Source organism: Myxococcus sp. XM-1-1-1 (genome assembly GCF_020037095.1).
In the GTDB taxonomy this organism is placed as follows: Bacteria; Myxococcota; Myxococcia; order Myxococcales; family Myxococcaceae; genus Myxococcus; species Myxococcus fulvus.
Window position 1 is genome coordinate 15,100 of record NZ_JAIQDH010000029.1, and the last position, 21,768, is coordinate 36,867.

Annotated in this window: 18 protein-coding genes; 8 read left to right on the forward strand and 10 right to left on the reverse strand. The window is 68.9% G+C overall.

From position 1 onward, the window contains the following. Positions 1-103: 103 nt before the first annotated feature. Both lspA (K8640_RS37070) and lspA (K8640_RS37075) read right to left on the reverse strand, forming a co-directional pair. Complete coding sequence (gene lspA / locus K8640_RS37070; RefSeq protein WP_223751421.1) at positions 104-715, reverse strand: signal peptidase II; 612 nt, start codon at positions 713-715, stop codon at positions 104-106. Positions 716-748: 33 nt separating this feature from the next. Continuing rightward, entirely contained in the window at positions 749-1,375 is a 627-nt protein-coding gene (gene lspA / locus K8640_RS37075; protein ID WP_223751422.1) for a signal peptidase II, read from the reverse strand. Between the two features lie 213 nt (positions 1,376-1,588). On the opposite strand from lspA (K8640_RS37075), the gene K8640_RS37080 reads away from it, so the two are divergent. Beyond that, positions 1,589-1,873 (forward strand): hypothetical protein, encoded by a 285-nt coding sequence (locus K8640_RS37080; protein WP_223751423.1) that lies wholly within the window; start codon positions 1,589-1,591, stop codon positions 1,871-1,873. Between the two features lie 52 nt (positions 1,874-1,925). Here K8640_RS37080 and K8640_RS37085 read toward each other — a convergent pair whose 3' ends face one another. Beyond that, positions 1,926-3,575, reverse strand: coding sequence for an endonuclease/exonuclease/phosphatase family protein (locus K8640_RS37085; RefSeq protein WP_223751424.1), 1,650 nt, complete (start codon positions 3,573-3,575; stop codon positions 1,926-1,928). Positions 3,576-3,786: 211 nt separating this feature from the next. Here K8640_RS37085 and K8640_RS37090 point away from each other — a divergent pair, with 211 nt between their 5' ends. The 7 genes from K8640_RS37090 to K8640_RS37120 all read left to right on the forward strand — a co-directional run bounded on the left by K8640_RS37090 (position 3,787) and on the right by K8640_RS37120 (position 12,570). Next, a complete protein-coding gene (locus K8640_RS37090) occupies positions 3,787-4,497 on the forward strand; it encodes a Mut7-C ubiquitin/RNAse domain-containing protein (protein WP_223751425.1) in 711 nt (236 codons plus the stop codon). Positions 4,498-4,688: 191 nt separating this feature from the next. Then, positions 4,689-5,420 carry a hypothetical protein gene (locus K8640_RS37095; RefSeq protein WP_223751426.1) on the forward strand — a complete coding sequence of 244 codons (732 nt, stop codon included), beginning with the start codon at positions 4,689-4,691 and terminating at the stop codon, positions 5,418-5,420. Positions 5,421-5,449: 29 nt separating this feature from the next. After that, positions 5,450-5,926 (forward strand): cytochrome c family protein, encoded by a 477-nt coding sequence (locus tag K8640_RS37100; protein WP_141324158.1) that lies wholly within the window; start codon positions 5,450-5,452, stop codon positions 5,924-5,926. Next, complete coding sequence (locus tag K8640_RS37105) at positions 5,923-10,173, forward strand: DUF4114 domain-containing protein (RefSeq protein WP_223751427.1); 4,251 nt, start codon at positions 5,923-5,925, stop codon at positions 10,171-10,173. The genes K8640_RS37100 and K8640_RS37105 overlap by 4 nt, the downstream gene beginning before the upstream one ends. After that, the gene (locus K8640_RS37110; protein WP_223751428.1) at positions 10,170-10,697 is read left to right on the forward strand and encodes a prepilin-type N-terminal cleavage/methylation domain-containing protein; all 528 of its coding nucleotides are present in this window, start codon (positions 10,170-10,172) and stop codon (positions 10,695-10,697) included. The genes K8640_RS37105 and K8640_RS37110 overlap by 4 nt, the downstream gene beginning before the upstream one ends. Then, positions 10,694-11,905 (forward strand): prepilin-type N-terminal cleavage/methylation domain-containing protein, encoded by a 1,212-nt coding sequence (locus K8640_RS37115; protein WP_223751429.1) that lies wholly within the window; start codon positions 10,694-10,696, stop codon positions 11,903-11,905. Before K8640_RS37110 ends, K8640_RS37115 begins: the two co-directional genes overlap by 4 nt. 2 nt (positions 11,906-11,907) lie before the next feature. Then, entirely contained in the window at positions 11,908-12,570 is a 663-nt protein-coding gene (locus tag K8640_RS37120) for a Tfp pilus assembly protein FimT/FimU (RefSeq protein ID WP_141324161.1), read from the forward strand. 132 nt (positions 12,571-12,702) lie between these two features. Here the strand turns inward: K8640_RS37120 and ileS are convergent, their stop codons facing one another. The 7 genes from ileS to K8640_RS37155 form a co-directional block, all read right to left on the reverse strand. Beyond that, positions 12,703-15,603, reverse strand: a complete 2,901-nt coding sequence (gene ileS / locus K8640_RS37125; protein ID WP_223751430.1) for an isoleucine--tRNA ligase — start codon at positions 15,601-15,603, stop codon at positions 12,703-12,705. A gap of 36 nt (positions 15,604-15,639) precedes the next feature. Next, complete coding sequence (locus K8640_RS37130; RefSeq protein WP_141324163.1) at positions 15,640-16,335, reverse strand: hypothetical protein; 696 nt, start codon at positions 16,333-16,335, stop codon at positions 15,640-15,642. 11 nt (positions 16,336-16,346) lie between these two features. Further along, positions 16,347-16,658: a hypothetical protein gene (locus tag K8640_RS37135; protein ID WP_223751431.1), complete on the reverse strand. Its 312-nt coding sequence runs from the start codon at positions 16,656-16,658 to the stop codon at positions 16,347-16,349. Position 16,659: 1 nt separating this feature from the next. Further along, positions 16,660-17,691 (reverse strand): pilus assembly protein, encoded by a 1,032-nt coding sequence (locus tag K8640_RS37140; protein ID WP_141324165.1) that lies wholly within the window; start codon positions 17,689-17,691, stop codon positions 16,660-16,662. After that, complete coding sequence (locus K8640_RS37145) at positions 17,688-19,343, reverse strand: TadE/TadG family type IV pilus assembly protein (protein ID WP_141324166.1); 1,656 nt, start codon at positions 19,341-19,343, stop codon at positions 17,688-17,690. The genes K8640_RS37140 and K8640_RS37145 overlap by 4 nt, the downstream gene beginning before the upstream one ends. Beyond that, on the reverse strand, positions 19,340-20,122 hold the full coding sequence (locus K8640_RS37150) for a TadE/TadG family type IV pilus assembly protein (RefSeq protein ID WP_141324167.1): 783 nt from the start codon (positions 20,120-20,122) through the stop codon (positions 19,340-19,342). The genes K8640_RS37145 and K8640_RS37150 overlap by 4 nt, the downstream gene beginning before the upstream one ends. A gap of 153 nt (positions 20,123-20,275) precedes the next feature. Beyond that, positions 20,276-21,709 carry a sigma 54-interacting transcriptional regulator gene (locus K8640_RS37155; RefSeq protein WP_194869094.1) on the reverse strand — a complete coding sequence of 478 codons (1,434 nt, stop codon included), beginning with the start codon at positions 21,707-21,709 and terminating at the stop codon, positions 20,276-20,278. Positions 21,710-21,768 lie beyond the last annotated feature (59 nt).

Consider the following 21,768-nt stretch of genomic DNA (forward strand, 5'->3'; position numbering starts at 1 on the left):
CGAGAGGGGCGGCGTGAGCGCTCGGGAGGCTACCCGCGCCACGCGTCGGAGCAAGGCGGGGAGCACGCCGGCCCGCTCGGGCGGCCCTCCGGCGAGGTGACGCTCAGGCGGCCTTGGTGGGCGCCGGCGCGGGCTTCTCCTTGCGCACGAACGCGTCCACCAGCAGCAGGCCCACGCCCACGCAGATGGCCGCGTCCGCGATGTTGAAGGACGGCCACGCCGCCTTGTCGAACCAGTGGGCCTCCAGGAAGTCGATGACGAAGCCCCGGGCCAGCCGGTCGATGTAGTTGCCCAGCGCTCCCCCCAGGACGAGCGGCAGGCCCCACAGCGCCCACTTCTCCTCCGGGTCCGAGCCGGACAGCTTGCGGAAGTAGAAGACGATGAGGACCACCGCGCCCAGGCTCACCACGTGGAAGAGCGGGCCGCGCTGCTCGGGCGGGAGGTTCCTGAACAGACCCCACGCCGCGCCCGGGTTCTCCGCGTAGCGCAGGCGGAAGAAGGACTCCGACACCTCGATGCTGCGGCGGGAGCGGTAGTGCAGCCCATCGAAGCCGCGCTCGGGCGGCGCGCTGAACATGGCGCCCAGCCGGCCGCCCAGCGTCTGCTGCCCCTGCATCTGGGAGGTCAGCTCACGGACGACGAGATACTTCGTCCACTGGTCCAGGGCGATGACGCCCAGGGTGACGGCGAGGAGGATGACGTATTTGCGAGGCACGGGCCTGGGCTTACACCACCCGGCCCCCACCCGTCACGGATTGGGGCTCTGGGCGAGCGGCGCCGGAACGGTCTCCGGGCGGCGCACCTTCAGCGAGTCCAGCAGCATGAAGGCCACGCCCACGCAGATGGCCGCGTCCGCGACGTTGAAGGTGGGCCAGCGCATGCCCGGCTGGTTGCGCCAATGCCAGTCGACGAAGTCGATGACGTAGCCGCGAATCAGCCGGTCCAGGAAGTTGCCCAGTGCGCCGCCGGTGATGAGCGCCAGCGCCAGGCGCGCCAGCTGCTGGTCCAGCGGGGTGCGGCGGTACATCAGGAAGATGAAGGCCAGCGCCGCCACGCTCACCACGTGGAAGAACGTGCGCCGCACGCTGTCGGGCAGGTCGGCGAACATGCCCCACGCCGCGCCCGGGTTCTCCACGTAGCGGAAGTGCCAGTAGTCCTCCACGAAGCGGTGGGGCCGCAGCACGTTGCGCTCGCCGTCCTCGCGAGGCGGGTCGTTGTCGAGGTTGTGGAGGGTGAAGTAGCCCGTCACCCGGGCCATCCCTTCACGCCCGTCCAGGGCATCCGTCAACCGGGACACAGCCAGATACTTGGTCACCTGGTCCGCGACGAGGACCGTGGTGGCCACGAGAATGAGGAGGCGGAGGGAGGCTTTCATGACGCGTCCCAATCCCTTAACCCGCCCCCCCAAGCCCTGACAACCCGGAGGGCCGACCGGCCCCCGGCGGGCAGCATGCTCTGTTTCCCGGACATCGCTCGTTTGGGGCATGGTGTGGACATGCCGCCTGTTGAGCCCGACGTGAATCCTTCAGTCTCCGACACGCCCCCACCCACAACGACTCCCGAGGCGAAGGCTGGGAAGCCGTCGTTGATGGCCCGCTTCAAGACGCTGATGCTGGAGTACGGCCCGCTGGCGTTGGTGACGAACTACGTCATCTTCGGCCTGGTGCTGGTGGGCTTCTACGCGGCCATCCGGCTGGGCTTCCAGCCGTCCGGTGCGGGCGAGCAGGCGGGCACGTGGGCGGCGGCCTACGCGGCGTCGCAGGTGGTGAAGCCCCTGCGGCTGGCGGCGGTGTTCGTGCTCACGCCGCTCATCGCGCGAATCCCGCCGGTGGCGCGCTTCATCGAGCGCAACAAGCACAAGTGGAACTTCTGAGCGGAGCACGCGGCGGCCTGTCTCGGAGCCGCCGCGCGCCCACCGCGTCCGGCTAGAAGGCGGGGACGCGGAAGTCCTTGATGACGCCCATGTGCTGCATGCTGGGAGCGCCGCTGTCGTTGGACTGCACCGGGGCAATCTCCGACAGCGGGGTGTAGACGCGGCTGTCGAGCACGAGGCCGTTGGGGAACGAGTTGGAGCCGATGACCGTGGGCGTGCGGTACTGGTTCAGGTCCGCGTCGACCAGGACGTGGTCATAGGGCTTGCCGCGACTGGCGTTGGTGTTGCCGTTGCCGTTCTTGTCCGCGGGGAACGGCCCAGTCTTCGACTCCGTGACGACCACGTTCTTGAAGGTGTTGAAGCAGTTCTCATCGCGGCTGTCTGTGTTGAAGTCACCGCCGATGACCAGGTAGTCGCTCTCCGGAATCTTCTTGCGGACCTCGGTGACGATGGCGCTCGCCTCGGCGTTGCGAGCCCCGGAGCTGCGGGTCAGAAGGTGCACGCTGACTGCCCACAAGTCCTTGGGCCCGGGGATGTCGATGCGCGCCCAGGCAAAGTCGCGGTTGTCGACCTCGGGGTCCTTCCACTCACCAGACTCGATGATGGGCCAGCGGCTGATGACTCCGTTGGGGATCTGCGCGCCGCCCTCGCGGTAGTAGTAGAAGCCCGGGCCCACCTGGTTCACCAGCGAGGCGATGTCCGCCGCCGAGTCCGTCCTGTAGTTGAACTCCTGGATGAGCACGACGTCGGGATCCACGCCCTGCATCAGGCGGATGCCGTGGCCCGGGTCGTAGTCCTGGCCGTTCCCGCTCGACAGGTTCGACGCCATGATGCGGATGTTCGTGTAGCTGCCCGGTGCGGGACCACCGTCCGTCGGCGTCCCGGCGTCCGTCGACGAGCCCGCGTCCGGCGTGCCCGCGTCCACGGGGGAGCCCGCGTCCGTGCCCGCATCGATGGGCGTGCCGGCGTCCGTGCCCGCGTCGGTGGGGGAACCCGCGTCAAACGTCGTGCCCGCGTCGTCCGTCGTGCCGGGACCCGCGTCGACCGGAGAACCCGCGTCAATCGTCGTCCCCGCGTCGTCCGTCGTGCCGGGACCCGCGTCAATCGTCGTCCCCGCGTCGTCCACGATGACGGGGCCACCGGCGTCCGTCGGCGTGCCCGCATCGGTCGTCGTGCCCGCGTCGTCCACGATGACCGGCCCACCCGCGTCCGTCGTCGTGCCCGCGTCGTCCACGATGACGGGGCCGCCCGCGTCCGTCGTGCCCGCGTCGGTCTCGGTGCCCGGTCCCGCGTCCTCGAGCGTCCCGCCGTCGTCCGTCAGCGAGCCGCCATCCGCGTCCTCGCCCGCATCGCCCGCGCCCGCGTCCGGCGTGGCCTCGCACACCTCGGTCGGCAGACAGAAGGTGGCGTCGCCTCCGTCACGCGCCTCGCCGGTGGGACAGCACGCCGCCTCGGCCTGACCACAGGCGCCCTGCTCATCACACGGCCGGACACAGATGGACCGGTCGTAGAACGGGACGAAGCGGCACTCCTCACCCGCACCACAGCCGCCGCCATCCTGCTGGGGATTGCACTCGGCCCACATCACGCCGCCATCCGGCAACGGAAGCGGTGTCTTCGGCTCCGAAGAATCCCCACACGCCAGAGCGAAAACCGTGAGCGAGACCACCGCGCACGCCAGATAGGAAAGGGTCTTCTTCATTCGCTCTGCCTGCTTCCGTGGAGACGATTCGAGAGATGGTCCGGGCCGACGACGACGGCCCGACGGGGCGCGGAGTATAGAAGTGCGCCAAGCCCGCAGTCCCGCTACGTACCGCCAAATCGTACATTTACAGCGGTGAAAATCGCGAGCGGGGGCGTCCCACGGGCCAGGGTCCGAGTCCTCCTCGTCACGCAATCGGGAGCAACCCACCGTGGTGACCGTCCGACTTCATGGAAGGCTGAACGACTTCGTCGCGCCGGAGAAGCGGGGCACGCGGCTGCAGGTGGCGCCCCAGGGCTCGCCGTCGCTCAAAGACCTCATCGAGTCACTCGGCCCGCCGCATCCCGAGCTGGACAGGGTGCTGGTCGACGGCGCCCCGGTGGTGCTCACGCATCGGGTGACGCCCGGAGCCCACATCGAGGCCTTCCCGGCGCTCGGGCACGTCGAGGGCATGCCGCGCTTCGTGCTCGACGTGGGACTGGGGCGGCTGTCGGGCTTCCTGCGGATGCTCGGCTTCGACACCCTGTGGCGCAACGACTTCAACGACCCCGAGCTGGCGCGAATCTCGAGCACCGAGGAGCGCGTCCTGCTGACCCGGGACCTCGGCGTGCTCAAGCGGAGCGAGGTCGTCCTCGGCTACTTCCCTCGCGCCACGGACCCCGCGGAGCAGTTGGTCGAGGTGGTGCGGCGCTATGGGCTCGGCTCCCGGATGAAGCCGTTTTCCCGGTGCATCGCCTGCAACGCGCTCCTGAGTCCCGCCCAACCCCACGAGGTGACCCATCGCGTCCCCCCGGACGTGGCGCGCAGGTACACCCACTTCCAGCAGTGCAACGACTGTCGCCGCGTGTTCTGGCCCGGCACACACCAGGAGCGCATGCAGGCGTTGATCGACCGGCTGCGCGCTCTGGAGCTCGAGGGCTGAAGCCCGCACCTCGCAAAGAGTCGCACCTCGCACTTTTTGCGAGGTCACCAATGACCCGCGACGCCAGGGTGAAAGCCCGCACCGAAACGATTTCAGAGGGTTGCGGGGATGCCCCAGCGGGCACGTGAGTTGCTGAGTTCGCGACACTTCCAGCCTTCCCCGCACGGGGGGAGCGCAGAGGAGCCGCGACGATGACGCACCGAGACCTGGCCCGAACCCGAGCGAATGGAGGCTTCACGCTGCTCGTCGCGCTGGGCGTCGTGCTCGTGGTGACGATGGCGGTGATGCTGAGCTACCGGGTGGTGGGCCGCGAGGCGGACACCCAGGCGGACGCGCGCCGGCAGAAGGAGGCGTTCTTCGCCGCGGAGGCGGGGCTGGCCGAGGGTCGCGAGGCCATCCGCCTGCGCACGGCGCTCGATGCCACCACCTACGAGAACACGCTGACGACCATCATCAACGCGGGCGCCGAGGTGACGGAGCTGGGCCTCGCGGGCGCGAATCCCCCCTGGTACGAGCTGCTGCCCGCCAGCCCTGGCGACCCGTGGAACTACCTGCGGCTGACGCCGAATGACATGCCCGCCCATGAGAAGCAGGGGGCGGACAACGTCGCCTACGCGGACTACCCGGAGCAGAACAACGTCCGCTACCGCGTGTTCGTTCGCGACGACATCGACTCGAACCCCACGTCCGACGGCAACGGCCTCATCTGGGTAGCCGCGGTGGGCGAGGTGCTGAGCCGCGACGGCCGCCCCACGCGCTCCGTCGTCCAGGCCCTCATCGCCAACCAGAGCGGCGCGGTGGCCTACGGCCCCGGCTGCAACATGGCCGGCTGCGGCTCTGACAACAACTACAACAATTCGCGGGAGCAGAACGCGCCCGACACCACGCAGATCGAAACGCTCCCCAACAACACGCCTCCCTGACGAACTCCTCGCCGTCCCGCGAGTCATCCATGAAACGCCCTTTGCTTCTCGCGTTGTTGCTCCTGCCAGGATTCGCCACGGCGACTCCTGAAGGAGAGCGCATCTTCCAGAAGGCCTGTGTCGGCTGCCACACCCTCACGCCCCAGCCCTCGGCCGCGACCCTCAAGAAGTCGGGGGGCGCGCACATGAAGCAGCAGCAACGTCCCGCGGGTGAGAAGCGGGTGGAGCTCACCAGCAAGGTGCGCCAGACGCCCAGCGCGGAGCTGCGCACCTGGATTGCCAACCCCCATCGCGTCAAGGACGACACCCGCTGCGACACGCGGGGGATGTCCCCGACGGAGATGGACGCGCTGCTGGCCTACCTCAAGACCAGCTCCCGCCCGCCGTCGCCGCCTCAGGACGTACGGCTGCGTGAGCAGCTCCAGAAAGACCTCGAGACCCGCCGCGCGCAGCAGCGGACCGACGGCATCCAGACCTACAAGCCGGCCCAGGGGAAGTCCCGATGAAAGCCCTCCACCGAGCACTCTCGACGCTCCTCCTGCTGGCCACGCCCGCCGCGCTCGCCGATGACGGTCTGGCCCAGCTCTGCAAGGACAACCTGGCGCAGGACAAGCAGCCCGGCTTCGGCAACGCCGAGAACGACCTGGGCCAGATGACCTTCCCCAAGGAGCTGAAGCTCGTCCCCACCGGACGCAGCGGCGACGCCGACATCCAGTTGCTGCCGCCCGAGAAGCTCAACCCCGAGAAGATCGTCTTCCCGTACGACCAGCGCGTCACCATCAGCTACGTGTTCGAGTCCGCAGGCGCCTCGCACGCGCTGGGCTACATGTACCTGGACCAGGCCGCGAAGTACCTGAACGCGGACGGAGACCTGATCGACTCGAACGGCAACGGAGTCCTCGACCTGCACGAGGACCTCTTCAACATCGCGCCCCAGTCGGGCCCCAAGAAGCGGGACTTCATCGGAGACCCGGCCGACCGCCGCTGCGCGAGCTCTGTCTTCACCTCCGACGGGGAGTCGTACTCTCAGCCTGCCATCGCGATGAAGGCGAGCTGCGCGAACACCTGGCGCCGCGTCACCGGCGGCGCTGGCCTCGCGGATGCCCGCCCAGGCGGCGGCTCCACGCACATCGACACGGACATCGTCGGCACGTCCCAGAGCAGTGGCACGGCCGCCACCGATGACTATTCCGACAAGGGTCTTTTCCCGCGCATCCCCAACCTGCTCGAGCCCGCGGACGACAAGAACGGCGGCAAGGGCATCGGGCAGATGGTGTTCCTGCTCGCGGACGACGACAGCGACAAGACGACCTTCCTCAGCATGACCCCCGTCAAGGACATGTCGGACGACTACGACGCGGTCCCCGACTACAACGTCAGCACGTATGACAACCGGGGCGTTCCGCTGCCCGCGCCGGACTCCGCGGACAAGATCGACCTCGGCGACCGCACGGTGGACCTGGGCACCATCCAGGGTAACCGGGAGATCGTGTTCTTCCTCATCGTCTACTACAGCTCCAACCACGGCCCGAACGAGGGCACCGTCTATCCGTGCTTGAAGCAGGACAGCGCGGGCAAGTGCCTGCTGCACCTGCAGACCCCCATCAACGTGTTCTTCTCCAAGTCCGCCTGGAACCTGGACCAGAACTCGAGCTCCGCCGCGGTCGTGGCGGAGCGCAACATCGGCTGCCCGTACCAGGACAACTGCACCGCCGACGACCCCCAGGGGACGGCCTCCAACCAGTGCGTGGTGGCCGGCACCAGCAACACGAAGCTGTGCGGCTGGCTGGACGACGACACGCTCTACCGCCTGAAGAACGAGGCGACGTACGGCAACCTGGTCATGCCCAAGGAGCGCGCGAAGATCGACCGACCCGGCGGCACACGCAACGCCATGCCCCACGTCATCGTGGGCGCACCGTCCACGGACCCCTTCCGCTGGATTCTCGGCTTCGAGGACCTCCCGGGTGGCGGTGACCGCGACTTCAACGACGTGGTGTTCGTCATCAACAAGGTGAACGGCGGCACCTTCCGCTCCGCGAGCCTGTCGAACGACATCGACCTGAGCGACGCGGAGGACTTCGTCATCACCAAGGTGCGCTTCACGCGCTACGACGACGTCGCGCCCGCCGCCGCCCACATGTGCTCGTCCCCGCCCTGCTGGACCGAGGAGACGCCGGGGGCCTGCTCGGTTCCGGGTCGCGCGCCGCCGACCATCACCTACTCGGTGGCGGTGGACTGCCACACCTTCGAGTTCCAGGGTGGCGTTTACGTGAAGAAGCCCAACCCCAACCGCACCTGGATTCCGGTGCAGTTCGACACGGGCAACCCGAACGTGAAGGAGCTGGACCTGCTGGAGATGGGCTTCACCGGCTCGCAGCTGTGCTGGAAGGTGGACATCACCAGCCCGGACGACCGCTGCGTCCCCGTGGTCGACAACGTCAACGTGGGCTACCAGGCCGTGCGCTCGGGCAGCTACTCCCGCTCGTCGCCCTCCACGGTGGGCAACGCCATCCTCTGGGGTGTGAACGAGACGCCCGGCAGCGCCTGGGGCAAGAACTGGCCCGGCGTGGGCATGCCCGAGGCCTCCACCCGGCTGTACGACGGGCGCAAGGACTACTCGCTGCGAGGCCGGCTGTACTTCCGCTCGCTCTATGACCCCGAGAACACGAACCTGACCAATGTCGTCGAGCGCTGGGACGGTGGCCGGGTGATGGCCATGACCCTGCGCAACGAGGATCCGCTCAACCGCACCATCTACACGATGAAGCCGGACCAGAGCCGCATCACGCTCAAAGATGACATGGACAACGCGAACAGCGTCGCGTTCCCCGACTCGCTCTGCAACCAGCTCGATGCCGGCAAGAAGATCTTCGACATGAACAGCGACGGCAAGTGCGGCACGCCCACCATGGCCCCCGCCGCGCGAATCACCGAGGGCTTCAACGACCGGAACGTCTTCCGCGAGTGGCTCTACGGCTGGGAGGACCATCAGCTGCCCGGTGCGACGAACGTGAAGCGCCCGTGGGCCATGGGCGGCATCAACCTGTCCACCGTGGCCGTGGCCGTGCCCCCGTACCTCGACAACTGGGCGATGAACGCCCTGCCGGCCGAGCGCGACGTCTACCGCCGCAACTTCATGTCCAAGCTCTCCGAGCGTCCGACGGTGGCCTACGTGGGCACGATGACGGGCGTGCTGCACGCCTTCGACTCGGGCGCCTTCCGGCTCAACGGGAAGGACGAGTGCTCCGACGACATCATGCTGCGCGGCTACTTCCTGCACTCGGGCTCCACCTGCGCCAAGCCCATCGCGCCGCGGCAGTACGGCACGGGCAAGGAGCTGTTCGCGTACATGCCCGGCGGGCTGCTGAAGGACTACGTCTACCACTACGTGAAGTACGCGGGCTCGGGGACCAAGCCCAAGCCGACGATGGATGCCTCGCCCACGCTGGCCAATGTGGACTTCGGCGGGCTCGGCGAGGCGTGGACGCCCGCCACGGCCACCACGGCCCTGCAGCGGCCCCTGAAGGGCGCCCGCACGACGCTCGTGTCGGCCACGGGCAAGGGCAGCCCCATCATCTTCGCGCTCGACGTCACCCACCCCAGCACGGACCCGGCCGCGACGCGCGCCGACTACCCGATGCCGCTGTGGGAGTACAACCTGAAGAACGACGCCCTGCTGGACGCGTTCACGGACGAGGCCGACGACGACGATGACGTGCTGCTGCCGGACCAGACCGGCTCACGTCACCCGGCGTCCGTCACGCGCATCCAGTGGGGCTCCGGCGACACGACCGGCACCTGGGCGGCCATCATCGGCACGGACTTCAAGCCCACGGCCGGGCGCGCCGGCACGCTCTACCTGCTGGACATGAAGACGGGCAAGCCGCTGCAGCGGGGCACCGGCAAGGGCGCCCACGCGGGCGTCATCACGCTCGACGAGGGCTCCGGCATCGCGGGTGCGACCGCCATGCTGGACCTCAACCGCGATGGTCACTACGACGTCATGTACGTGCCCACCACGGCCGGCAGCGTCTACCGCATCAACCTGGACTCGGTGGACTCCACCCGGACGTATGGCCGGCAGGTGCGGACCTGCCGCGTGGCGAGCGCGCCGGTCGCGGCCTCGACCCACACGGACGCGGCCTCGAACCCGGCGGGGACGGCCCACTTCCAGCAGATCCACTCCAACCTCGCGGTGAAGGTGCTGCGCGACACGGCCAAGCCCGTGGTGCGCATCTACTTCGGCACGGGTGACAACCCGGACGAGATTGGCGATGGCCCCCCGAACAAGGAGGACTACCGCTACCACCTGATGGCCTTCGAGGACCCGAACCCGGACGGCTCCAAGCCCTGCGCGCTGCTCGACCCCTTGTGGGTGCAGCCGCTCGACCCGGGCCAGGCGGTGTGGGGCGGCGTGTCGCTCAGCGGGGACAAGGTGTTCACCACCACCGCGGTGGGCGCGGCCGCGGACGTCTGCAACCTGAGCGAGACCACGAGCGGCCGGTTCTACACGGCGAACCAGGCGCCGGATGGGGCGGGCAAGACGACGATGACGAGCTCCATCCTGGTGGGCCACGGCACCAGCGCGCCGGTGGTGCACGACGAGCACGTCTTCATCCTGCCCGCCACGGGACAGCCCCTGCTGGTGGGTGAGAAGAACAAGTGGAACAATGGGGCGGCGAACTCGGGAGAGACCCGCTCGCGAGTGCTCATCTACGACCCGATTCCGGACGGGAGACTGCCTCGATGAAGTCGTCGCGGTTGCAGGCCTCCAGGGGCGTCACGCTCCTGGAGGTGTTGGCCACCATGGCCGTGATGCTCGTGGGCATCGCGGCGGTGATGATGCTGGTGACGCAGATCAGCGCGTCCAACCGGCGCACCCTCACCGCCACGCAGGCCCAGCTCATCGCCGAGCGCACGCTCGAGAGCATCATGTCCGAGGGCTGCACGGCCACCCCGCCCTGCGCCAACCTGGCACCGTGGGACAACCGGCGCACCAAGGTGTGGCAGACGGCGGCTGGAGAGCTGCGGACCGTCGCGCCCGCCGCGGGCGTGGTCGCGCGTGAGTACGAGGTGGCGGTGGACATCGACAGTCCCAGTGTGGGCCTTCCGGGCTCCATCGAGAACGGCGCGGCGGGGCTGCCGGCCGTCACCCGGCAGTTGGGCGGGGGACTTGCCGGGAACGTGGCCAACGTCCGCGTCTCGGTGAGCTGGTTGGAGCGGGGCCGGCAGGGCCGCCAGGTGGTGGTGATGCAGACCCGGATGGCGCCATGAGGAAGACCCTTCGTCGCATGGGCGGCTTCACGCTGCTGGAGGTGATGATCGCCAGCGCGCTGGGCGTCATCGTGCTCGGCATCGGGTTGGTCGCGGGCATGCAGGTGCAGCGGCGTGCCCTCACCGAGGAACAGACGATGGTGGCGCAGGTGACGGGGCGGGCGGTGAAGGACCTGCTCACCCTGGACGTGCAGCGCGCGGGAATCGGCATGGGCAACTCCCCCATCCAGTTCTCGGAAGGCGACCAGCGCTATGCCATCCAGAGCTGGACCGCACTGGACATGGCGACGGCCACCCCGCCGTTCGCCGCGGACGCGACCTTCGCGCTGCCTCCCGCGGGCACGCCCTACGCCGACATGACGTCCGATGTGTTGCAGCTCTACTGGGGTGACCCGCGGACGATGGTGACGATGGAGCGATGTGACGCATTCGCGGCCCCCGGCAGACCCAACATTACATCCGTCAAGTCGGGGAACATCCTGTGCACCGCCCCGGCCCCCCACACGCGCCTGCAGCCCACCTCGGGCCAGCCGACCCCCGCGCTCGTCGCGAACCCGACGGCTGGTGCGCTCGCCTGCCACTTCCGGGTGACCAACGTCCGCACCGGTGACTCCGTCATCGAGGCCTCTCCAGGCCATGGCGCCGCCGCGACCACCAGTGGGCCCTGCACGAGTGATGTGGGCATGTTCACCGATTCCGGGTGGAACATCATGCGCACCGTCAGCGCGGCGTATCGCGTGAACTGGCGGGGCGGCCACCCGGCGCTGGAGTACCTGGCTCCCGGCGCGGCCAACTGGGCCGTGGTGAGCCGGGACGTGGAGCGGATGCAGGTTCGATTCGCGGTCATCGACCTGACCCAGCCGGCCCTCGCCTACCGGTGGTACCCCGAGGAAGGGGTTCGCCCGCCCATCGACCAGTGCACGACTGGCAATGCGGAATGCGCGGTGAACGTGGTGGCGCCCATCGAGGCTGCGCCCACCAACGAAGCCGACCTTCGCAACCTGCTTCGCCGACGGATTCGCGAGGTGGAGATCGACCTGGTCATCCGGACGCCGCGCTCGGACCGCACGGTGGTGGACCCGGCGAAGATCAACATCCCGGATGAGGACGGCTTCCCCCAGGACGGCTTCAGGCGCCGGACCTATACCCTCCGGGTGTCTCCCCGGAACTTCGTGTCGGCGGGCCTGCAGCCCGCTCCGGGGCCTTGAGGATGATGCGCACGCGAGGAATGACGCTGTTGGAGTTGATGATCGCCATCGCCGTCGTCGGGATGATGGTGACCCTGGCGGTGGTGGGCATCAGCAAGCCGCTGGATGGCCAGCGAGAGGCGACGGCGACCCGCGAGCTGTGGTCGTCGGCGCTGCGCGCGCGTCAGCGGGCCATCGCCACCAACCAGCCGGTCCGCATCGTGGTGGAGAACAACGTGCTGCTGCCCGATGGAACCCGCAAGCGGGTGGCCCGTTGGGAGCGGCTGACGTGTGACAACGACTTCGACAACAACACCTGCCCCAGGGATGCCTGCACCGGCACCACGTGCCGCGCCAGCCCGGAGTGCTGTTCCGAGACGGGCCCGGACGTCGTCATCCCGGACTCCATGAACGCCACGCCAGTCCATGGGCTCTGCTACCTGCCGGGCTCGGGCCGGGCCGTCAGCAACCTGACCTGTATGCGCGGTCAGCTCGACAACACCGCGGCGCTCACCGCGGCGGCGCCGGGCAACCTTCAGCTCAACTTCTCGGCGAAGTCGGGCCGCCCGCGCAGCCTGCTGATGGTGGAGCCGCTCACGGGCCTCGCCTCCCTGCTGGACTGTGACTCGGTCCGGGCAACCCAGGCTCCCGTCGCCGAGTGCACGACCACGCCTCCGCCTCCGTAGGCGTTCGACACACCACCTGAAACATCCGGGCCCGCGTCTCCTCACGGAAGCGCGGGCCCGTTTCATCTCAGCGCGCCCCAGAGCCCGCGCCGTCCGCTTGGGACTGGCGCGAGCCCACCGGGCATCCGGCGCTCACGCCGCCAGCGCCTCGCGGCACTTGAGGCACACGTCGCCGCCCTGCCCCACCGCCTCCGAGTACGTCCAGCAGCGCGGGCACTTGTGGCCCGCGGCGGGCTTCACCTCGGCCAGGAGCTTCGCGCCGTCGCCGAACACCCGCGTCACGTCCAGCACCGCCGCATCGATGCCCTCCGCGTCCACCACCTCCACCTGGCTGGTGATGAAGAGCCCGGGCAGCTCGTCCAGGTGCTGCATCAGGAAGTCACGCACGGACGCGGACGCCATCAGCAACACGCGCGCCTCCAGCGACGCGCCGATGCGCTTCTCGCGCCGTGCCGCCTCCAGCACGCCCTGCACCGCCTCGCGCACCGCGAACAGCTTCGCGTAGCGCTCCGCCAGCTCCGGCGACAGCTTCGTCCCCGGCTCCGGGAAGCCCGCCAGGAACACGCTCTCCGTCGACTTGCCCGGCAGGAAGCCCCAGGCCTCCTCGGCCGTGAAGCTCATCACCGGCGCGAGCAGCCGCAGCAGCACGGACGCCACCTCATGCAACACCGTCTGCGCGCCCCGCCGGGGCGCCCCGTCCTTGCGCCACGTGTAGAGCCGGTCCTTCAGGATGTCGAAGTACACCGCCGACAAGTCACCGGCGCAGAAGTCCACCACCGTCGCGTAGACGAGGTGGAACTCGTAGTCCTCGTACGCCTGCTTCACCCGGGCCACGACCTCGGCCAGCCGCCCCAGCGCCCACTGGTCCAAGGGCGACAGCTGCGCGTACGGCACCGCATCGTTCGCCGGGTCGAAGTCGTACAGGTTGCTCAGCGCGTAGCGGACCGTGTTGCGAATCTTCCGGTAGCCCTCCGACAGGCCCTTGAGAATCTGGTCCGACAGGCGCACGTCGTTGCGGTAGTCGCTCGCCGCCACCCACAGGCGCAGCACCTCCGCGCCGTACTGGTTGATGATCTTCTCCGGGGCCACCACGTTGCCCAGGCTCTTCGACATCTTCTCGCCCTTGCCGTCCACCACGAAGCCGTGCGTGAGGCAGGCCTTGTAGGGCGAGCGGTCGCGCGTCCCCACCGACACCAGCATGGACGAGTGGAACCAGCCGCGGTGCTGGTCACTCCCCTCGAGGAACAGGTCCGCGGGCAGCCGTTGCCTGCGCTCCAGCACCGCGGAGAACATGCACGCCGAGTCGAACCACACGTCGAGGATGTCCGTCTCGCGACGGAACTCACCCTTGCCGCAGCGCGGACACGCGAAGCCCTCCGGCAGGAAGTCCTTCACCGGCGTGCGGTACCACACGCCCGCGCCCTCCTTCTCCACCGCCTGGGCCACTTTCTCCATCAGCTCCGGCGACACGAGCGCCTCGTCACAGCCCTCGCAGTACGCGATGCAGATGGGCACGCCCCACGTGCGCTGACGGCTGATGGTCCAGTCCGGCCGCGTCTCCAGCATGCCCCGGATGCGGCTGTGCCCCCACGAGGGCACCCACCGAACCTTGTCCACCTCCGCCAGCACCTCCTGGCGGAACGTCTTCTCCCCGTGGAAGGGCGCATCCATCGGGATGAACCACTGGTACGTCGCGCTCAGGATGATGGGGTTGTGGCAGCGCCAGCAGTGCGGATAGCTGTGCGCCACCGTGTCCTTCGCGTCGTTGAGCAGCGCGCCCTTCTCCACCAGCACCGCGATGACCAGCGGGTTCGCCTCGAACACGCGCTTGCCCGCGAGCGCCGGGCCCACCGTGTCGTCGTAGCGGCCGTCCGGACGCACCGGGTTGTAGATGTCCAGGCCGTAGCGCAGGCCGACCTCGTAGTCCTCCTGGCCATGCCCCGGCGCCGTGTGCACCAGGCCCGTGCCCGCATCCAGCGTGACGTGCTCGCCCAGCAGGATGCGCCCACGCCGCTCGTAGAACGGGTGCTGGTACGTCAGGTGCTCCAGCTCCTCGCCGCGCGCGTACGCGAGGATGCGCGCGGGGTCCACCAGCGCCGCCGCGGAGACCTCACCGCCCGGCAGCTCCACGTGCTTCACCGCCAGCTCGTCCGACTTCACCTCCGCCAGCACCTTGGGCAGCAGGTCCTTGGCCACGCAGATGACGCGCGCGCCCAGCTGGTAGAACACGTACTCCAGCTCCGGGTTGACGGCGATGGCCAGGTTGGCCGGCAGCGTCCACGGCGTCGTCGTCCAGATGGCGAAGTCGACGGCCTTGCCCTTCAACGAAGGCACCCGGTCCGCCAGCTCGGGGCCTGCGGGGAAGGCCACGTAGACGGACGGGGACTCGTGCTCCTCGTACTCCACCTCCGCCTCGGCCAGCGCCGTCTGGTCCTGGAGGCACCAGTACACCGGCTTCTTGCGGCGGTAGAGCATGCCCCGGCGCGCGAAGCCGGCCAGCTCCCTGATTTCCTGCGCCTCGTAGGAGAAGTCGAGCGTCTTGTACGGCGCCTCCCACGAGCCGAACACCCCCAGCCGCTGGAACTCCGTCTTCTGGATGTCGATGAACTCCAGCGCGTACGCGCGGCACAGCTCCAGGAAGGCGTCGCGCGACAGGGTGCGCTTGTCCACCTTCTTGTCCTTCAGCCGCTTCTCCACCGCCTGCTCAATCGGCAGACCGTGCGTGTCCCAACCCGGGATGAAGTCGCAGTGGCGACCCACCAGGTTGCGGTACTTCACGACAATGTCCTTGAGGACCTTGTTGAGCGCGTGGCCCGCGTGCAGGTGGCCGTTGGCGTACGGCGGACCGTCAGGAAGCACGAAGGGCTCACCGGCCGCGTTCTTCTCCAGGAGCTTCCCCCAGATGCCCCGCTCCGCCCACCAGCCGAGCATCCTCGGCTCGAGCTGCGCCAGGTTCCCCTTCATCGGGAAGTCCGTGCGCGGCAGGTTGACGGTGTCCTTGAAGTCCTTGTCCTGGGAGGGCGCGTCGCTCATGTCGACAGCGCCCGTAACACGCTCGGTGCGGCGCTTTCAATCACCGGCCGGCTTCGGCGCCTCCTCGGGCGCGACGCCCCGTCGCACGACGACGACGGACACCTTGCCCTCCTTGGCCGGCGTCACCCGGACATGAAGCTCGTCCTGCGAGGAGCGGAAGAGCATCGGCTCCACCTCCTCGAAGCCCGCCTGCGAAAGCTCGTTGCGGTAGTAGACCTCCACGTCCAACGCCCTGGCGCTCGCCGAGTACACGAGCGTGCGCGCGCCCTCCATCTCCGACTGCAACAGCCCCGAGCCGCCCGGGTACACCGGGGCCACGCTGGACTGGACGCGCGGCGCCTTGGACAGGTCCGCCTGTCCCAGGAACACCGTCGTCGTGCCGTCCGGGTTGGGCTGGACGATGGCCGTGTACGAGATGAACTCGCGCGTATCGAGCGCGGTGACCATCGGCTCACGCAGGAGCTGCGGCTGAAGCGAGGCCGCGGGCACGTGCAGCCCCCAGACGAGGAAGCGGTCCACGAGCGAGCGCAGGATGACCTCCGGCCGCTCCTTGCTGCGCACCGCCGTCATCTTCACCGGGATGCCGCTGGCGATGACCGGCGCGGAGACGTCCACCACGCCCACCACGCCGGGCACCTCCCACTTGAACGGCGCGCGCTGCGCGGCCGCGACACCGGACACGAGCACCCCTGCCATCACCGCGCATCGCAGCCAGCTCTTCGCGTGGGTCATCACTCGCTCCGCTAGCGCACGCGCCCGCTCTTGCCCTTGCGCGGTGTCTCGATTCCCTCCGGGTCCACGCAGCGCTCCGAGCACTCCGCGAACTTCTTCTCCTGCTTTTCCTGGCAGCGCGCCATGCAGGACTGGAAGGGCCCGGGCCGGGTCGGGTCATCCGGGGGCGGAGGACACTTGTCGATGCACGAGCGCATCATCGCGTCCGACTTGGTGATGCAATCGGCGCTGCACTGACTGCCATCCGCCCGCGCCAGGCCGGCCGTCAGCACGGCGACGAGGAGGAAGGCACCCCGGGTCCACGAGAGGAGTCCTCGCGTCATCTCAATCACAATCCCTTCCGAGGAAGCAGGCGCCGTTGCCGAAGCGCTGCGCGTGCGCCAGGCTGTACGGGAACGTGGTGAGCCCGATGTAGGAGCCGGGCGTGGTGGGGTAGAAGCGGGAGATGGGGTCCATCAGCGGGGGCGTCTGGACGAAGTTGACGACGTCCTCACCCGCGGCGCTCATCCAGAAGGTGTGCTCCTTCATGCCCAGGCCCACCATGGCGAGCGCCGTCGGCGGCAGCGGGTTCCAGAACAGCGTGGCCTCCGCCAGGTTGCTCGCGGACGCCTGGATGGGCAGCGTCGTGGGCGCGTAGGTGGACCACGCCGCCGCGTGGAAGGGCACGTTGGTGCAGGGGATGAGCTGGTCCTGCATGAGGATGTTGCACGTGGCGGACTCCAGCGCCCCCGCGAGCCCCCAGTCGTCCACGAGCATGGAGAAGCGGCCCTGGCATGCGCCGCCCACCGCGCGGCCCACCGCGCACACCTGCAGGTTGGCGAGCGAGTCGTCCAGGTTCTGCTTCTGGTAGAGCGCGCCGTCATCGGGCCCGTCCAGGAACGAGCGGGGGAAGCGCCACGCGCTCAACGTGGCCGAGGCACCACACGCGGTGCCGCCGTTGTCCCGGTAGACCAGGCGCGTGGCGATGGCGCCCGCCCAGCCCACGCCCGCGTCCATGCCGCAGCTCACCTGCATGCCGGTGCCGCGGGTGAAGGCCATGGTGACGCGGCCCCCGCCCGGCGTGGAGGACAGGCCCTTGAAGTCCGCGTAGCGCTCCTGCGCGCTCGCGGCGGCGTCCCGCATGGAGCTGCCCGCCTGCGTGTACGTGACGGGGATGTGGTGCATCTGCCCGTGCGTGCCGTCCCACAGCGCGGAGACCGCGGCCTCCTGCACCTTCAGCGACAGGAAGCCCACCTCCGCGAAGTGGATGCCGAAGGCGACGATGGTGACGAAGAGCGTGACGCCGATGGCGGCCTCCAGCAAGGCCTGTCCACGGGCCACGCGGGACTTCGAGCGACGTGCGTGACGAGCGTTCATCTCTGGAGCCCCTTGAAGCCCGCGTTGCGCAGCTCGCGGAAGGTCTGTGCCGCGACGGGAGCGCTCAGCCCCAGCGTGTCGATGGCGTCCCCCACCCCGTCCTCATCCACGTCCACGCCCACCAGCGTGGCGCGCCAGTAGGGGTTGAGCAGGTTGGGCGGCTCGCTCCAGTGGTGGAAGCCCAGGCTCTGCCCGCGGTGGTAGTAGGCGATGCCCGTGGACAGCGCCGTCTGCGTGTTGTTGGGCGTGCCGTCCGCCAGGTTGAAGCTGCGGGCGTCATACACGTTGCCCCCACCGCCCGACTCGAAGCGGTAGCGGAAGGACAGGTCCCACGGGTCCAGCCTGCGTGCCATCAGGTCGCGCTGCACGACGGCGAAGTTCTTCGGCTGCCCGTAGTTGTTGTCGTCATTGTTGATGCGCACGACGTTGTAGTCGAGGAACGGCGGCCAGATGCCCGGGCACGACGAGGGCCCGCCCAGACACGGTACCAGCATGTGGTTGAACGGACCGCCGGGGTCCCTGCCTCCCGTCCAGGTGTGCTCGGGGCGGGGCATGATACCGCCGGACGTCACCAGCGAGGCCTTGGTGGACTGCACCCCCGCGACGCTCGCCGGACAGGCCACCGGGTCTCCGCCGTGCAGCAGGTGGTCGTACATCCAGCCGATGCGGCCCGTGTCGTCGCCCGTGAGCGCAGGCGCGTACGGAGGGAGCATCGGCATCTTCCGGCCCGGCTTGCCGAAGTACGTGGTGCCGTTGGTGTCCGGCAGCACCACCACCTCGTCGGGGAACCAGATGACGAAGTCCAGGTTGGCCTGGTGCGCGCTGTAGTCACCCAGCCGCCACTGCCGGTGGGTGACGAAGTGGAAGCCACGGCTGCCCATGGCCGCGTTGACGGCGTGCGCGACGGTGAGCGGCAAGTCACAGACGGCGCCATCACCCGCGCAGGCGATGCCGCCGGTGAGCTCGTCCTCGTTGACGTTGCCCACGTCCGGCACGCGCCAGGCGGCGTCCTGGGGGTTGCGTCCGCGCCCCACCACGTTGCCGAGGATGCGGTTGGCGAAGGCCTGGTCGTCCACCGCGTCGCGCAGCTCCTGGTAGTTCTGCTGCTGGGCCGCGTAGAAGACGCCCTGGGCAATCTGGTGCGAGAGCATCTGCAGGTTGACCATGGGCTCCATGGACTGGAACACGGCCTCCACGCGGGCCTGCTCGATGCGCAGCTGCGTCTGCAGCATGTTCAGGTCCGCCACGCCCTTCTTGCCGCAGCGGCACCGCTGGCGACACCAGGACTTCTTGGGCGCGCAGGGACAGCCGCTGGCGATGGCCGCCTGATACGGCTTCTTGCCGATGCCGAAGCCCGTGTTCGCGGCGTTGAGCTGCGCGCGGTAGAGGCTGGCCCAGCTCACCAGGCTGGTGGCGCCCGCCTGCGCCACCGCGTGGCCAATCTGCGCGCGGTTGATGACCGCGATGTTGTTGAAGGTGCGCGCGGTGGCCACGGCGTTGGAGTACGCGGCCGCGTCCGTCACCGTCTGCAATTCGATGCGCTCGCGCACCTTCATGGAGAAGGAGAGCGTCAGGCTCACCATCAGCACCATGAGCAGCGTGCCCAGCACGAACAGCACCATCGTCTGACCACGGGAATGGGCGCGTGTCATCGGGGGCAATCCATGGTGGCGAAGTGGCGCCGCTTGGCGGGCGTCAGCATCCGCATGGTGAAGCTGGTCTCGATGGGAAACACGTACTGCTGGCGGGCCACGCGCGCGGCGAGCTCCGAGCGGACGTCCGAGGCCAGCTGGATGGGCGAGGTGAACTCCCCCTGGTTCCAGTTCGCGTTCGCCTCCGCGGGCATCAGCGGGTTGGCCGCCGTGTAGTCCTCGATGCCCGCCTGCGCCATGAACATGCGCGACATCACCCAGTTCGCGAACGGGATGCGCATCGGGTACCAGTAGACCAGCTGGACCTCCAGGCGCCTCAAGTGGCCTGGATCATCGAACGCGCGGTCCTGCGGCCCGTCGATGCCGCCGCCCACCAGCGCGCGGTTGATCCACACGATGCTGCCCGTGTGCACGCCGTCCAGGCCGCCGCGGTAGCGGTTGTCCCGCCGCGCCGCGAACGCCGCCGCGAGCTTCGCCGGCGCGCCGCCGCCGCCGCCATGCCGCACCTCGTCCGTCGCGCTCGACAGACCCAGGAACGAATGGAACGAAGGTATCAACGCGAGGATGGCCGCATGCGTCATCCGCTCGCATTCGCCATGCGCGATGCTGCCCGCACGGGTGGCCTGGAACGCCGCGTAGTGCGCCAACACGCGCGCCTGCAGCATCAGGAACAACTGCAGCGTGCCCAGCAACAAGAACACGACCAATGGAAGCGTGAGGGCCGCCTCCACCATCGCCTGTCCTGACTGGCCACCATTCCCTCGGGGGTAGGAATTCATGGCAGCACGCAGTTTCCCGGGAGTTCTCCCCGGGAGGACATACGTCAACTTGCCCGTGGGGGCGGGATGTCTGTCAGTGGGCGCTACAGACCGAGCGCGTCATGTCTCATGTCTGTCACATGCACCGGGAGCGGGGTGGAAACACCCCCAGGGTCAGCGCGGCTTCATGCCCTTGGTGTCGAGCTGATACTTCTTCACCAGCCGCTCGATGGACTTCCGGTGCAGGCCGCTCTCGCGCGCGGCCCGGGAGAGGTTCCCCTCGCAGCGGGTGAGCACGCTGGTGACGTACTCGCGCTCGAAGTTCTCCAGCAGCTGCTCCTTGGCGTCCTTGAAGGAGAGGTGCTCGTTGAACGGCAGCGGGCCCTCCCGCGCCTGACCCCGCACGCGCGGAGGAAGGCTCGACGGCTGGATTTCTTCACCCTCGCTGAACGTCAAGACATGCGACAGGACGTTCATGAGCTCGCGGACGTTGCCGGGCCAGGGGTAGGCCATGAGCAGGCCCATGGCCTCGGCGGAGAAGCGCTTCTTGCCGTGCTTCTGGACGACGTCGGGGGCGGCGAGGGCCCCCTTGAGGATGAGGGGGATGTCGTCGCGGCGCTGGCGCAGCGGGGGCAGCTGGATGGTGATGACGGAGAGGCGGAAGTAGAGGTCCTCGCGGAAGTTGCCGGCCTGTATCTCCTTCATGAGGTCGCGGTTGGTGGCGGCGATGACGCGGCAGCTGACCTCGATGACGTCGTTGCCGCCCACGCGGCGCACCTCGTGGTTCTCCAGCACGCGCAACAGCTTGGGCTGAAGGTCCAGGCGCAATTCGCCCAGCTCGTCCAGGAAGATGGTGCCGCCGTGCGCGCGCTCGAAGGCGCCGGGCCGTCCGCTCACCGCGCCGGTGAAGGCGCCCTTCTCGTGGCCGAACAGCTCGCTCTCGATGAGGTTGGGCGGAATGGCGCCGCAGTCGAGCACCTCCATGGGGGACTTGTTGCGGCCCGACAGCTCGTGGATGGCGCGGGCGACGAGCTCCTTGCCGGTGCCCGTCTCGCCCTGGATGATGACGGACACGTCGAGCGGGGCGATCTTCTTGATGAGCCCGAATATCTGGCGCATCTTCATGCTCTGGCCGACCATGCCGCACAGCTCGCCGTCGCGGTCCGGCTCGACGGTGACCTCCTCGTCGAGCGGCGCGAAGGTGAGCACCGACGAGCCCGCGCGAATCTGCGAGCCCGGTGACAGGTAGGCGCGCTCAATCCTGCGCCCGTCCAGGAACGTGCCGTTGGTGGAGCCCAGGTCCACGAGCAGGTAGCCGCGCTCGGTGAACTGGATTTCGAAGTGGTGACGGCTGGCGGTGCGGTCCTCCACCAGAATCAGGTCGTTGCCCGGGTGCGCGCCGCAGCGCAGGCGCTCCTTGTCGCTCACCACGGAGCGGCCCGTGTCCGGCCCGGACGTCACGGCCAGCCGGCACTTGTGGAGCTTCACCGTGGTGCGCGGGTCCACCACGAGCGTCTCTCCCAACAACGGGGAGTGGGCGAGGTCTAACCCGGCGGCATCTCCGGGGCTGGTGTGGATGTCGTCGGGATGCGGATCTGTCGCGCTCATCTGTCACGGGAGGATAGCAAACGCGCCCCCCGCAGCCGCCTGTGTCCGCGGGTACGTGC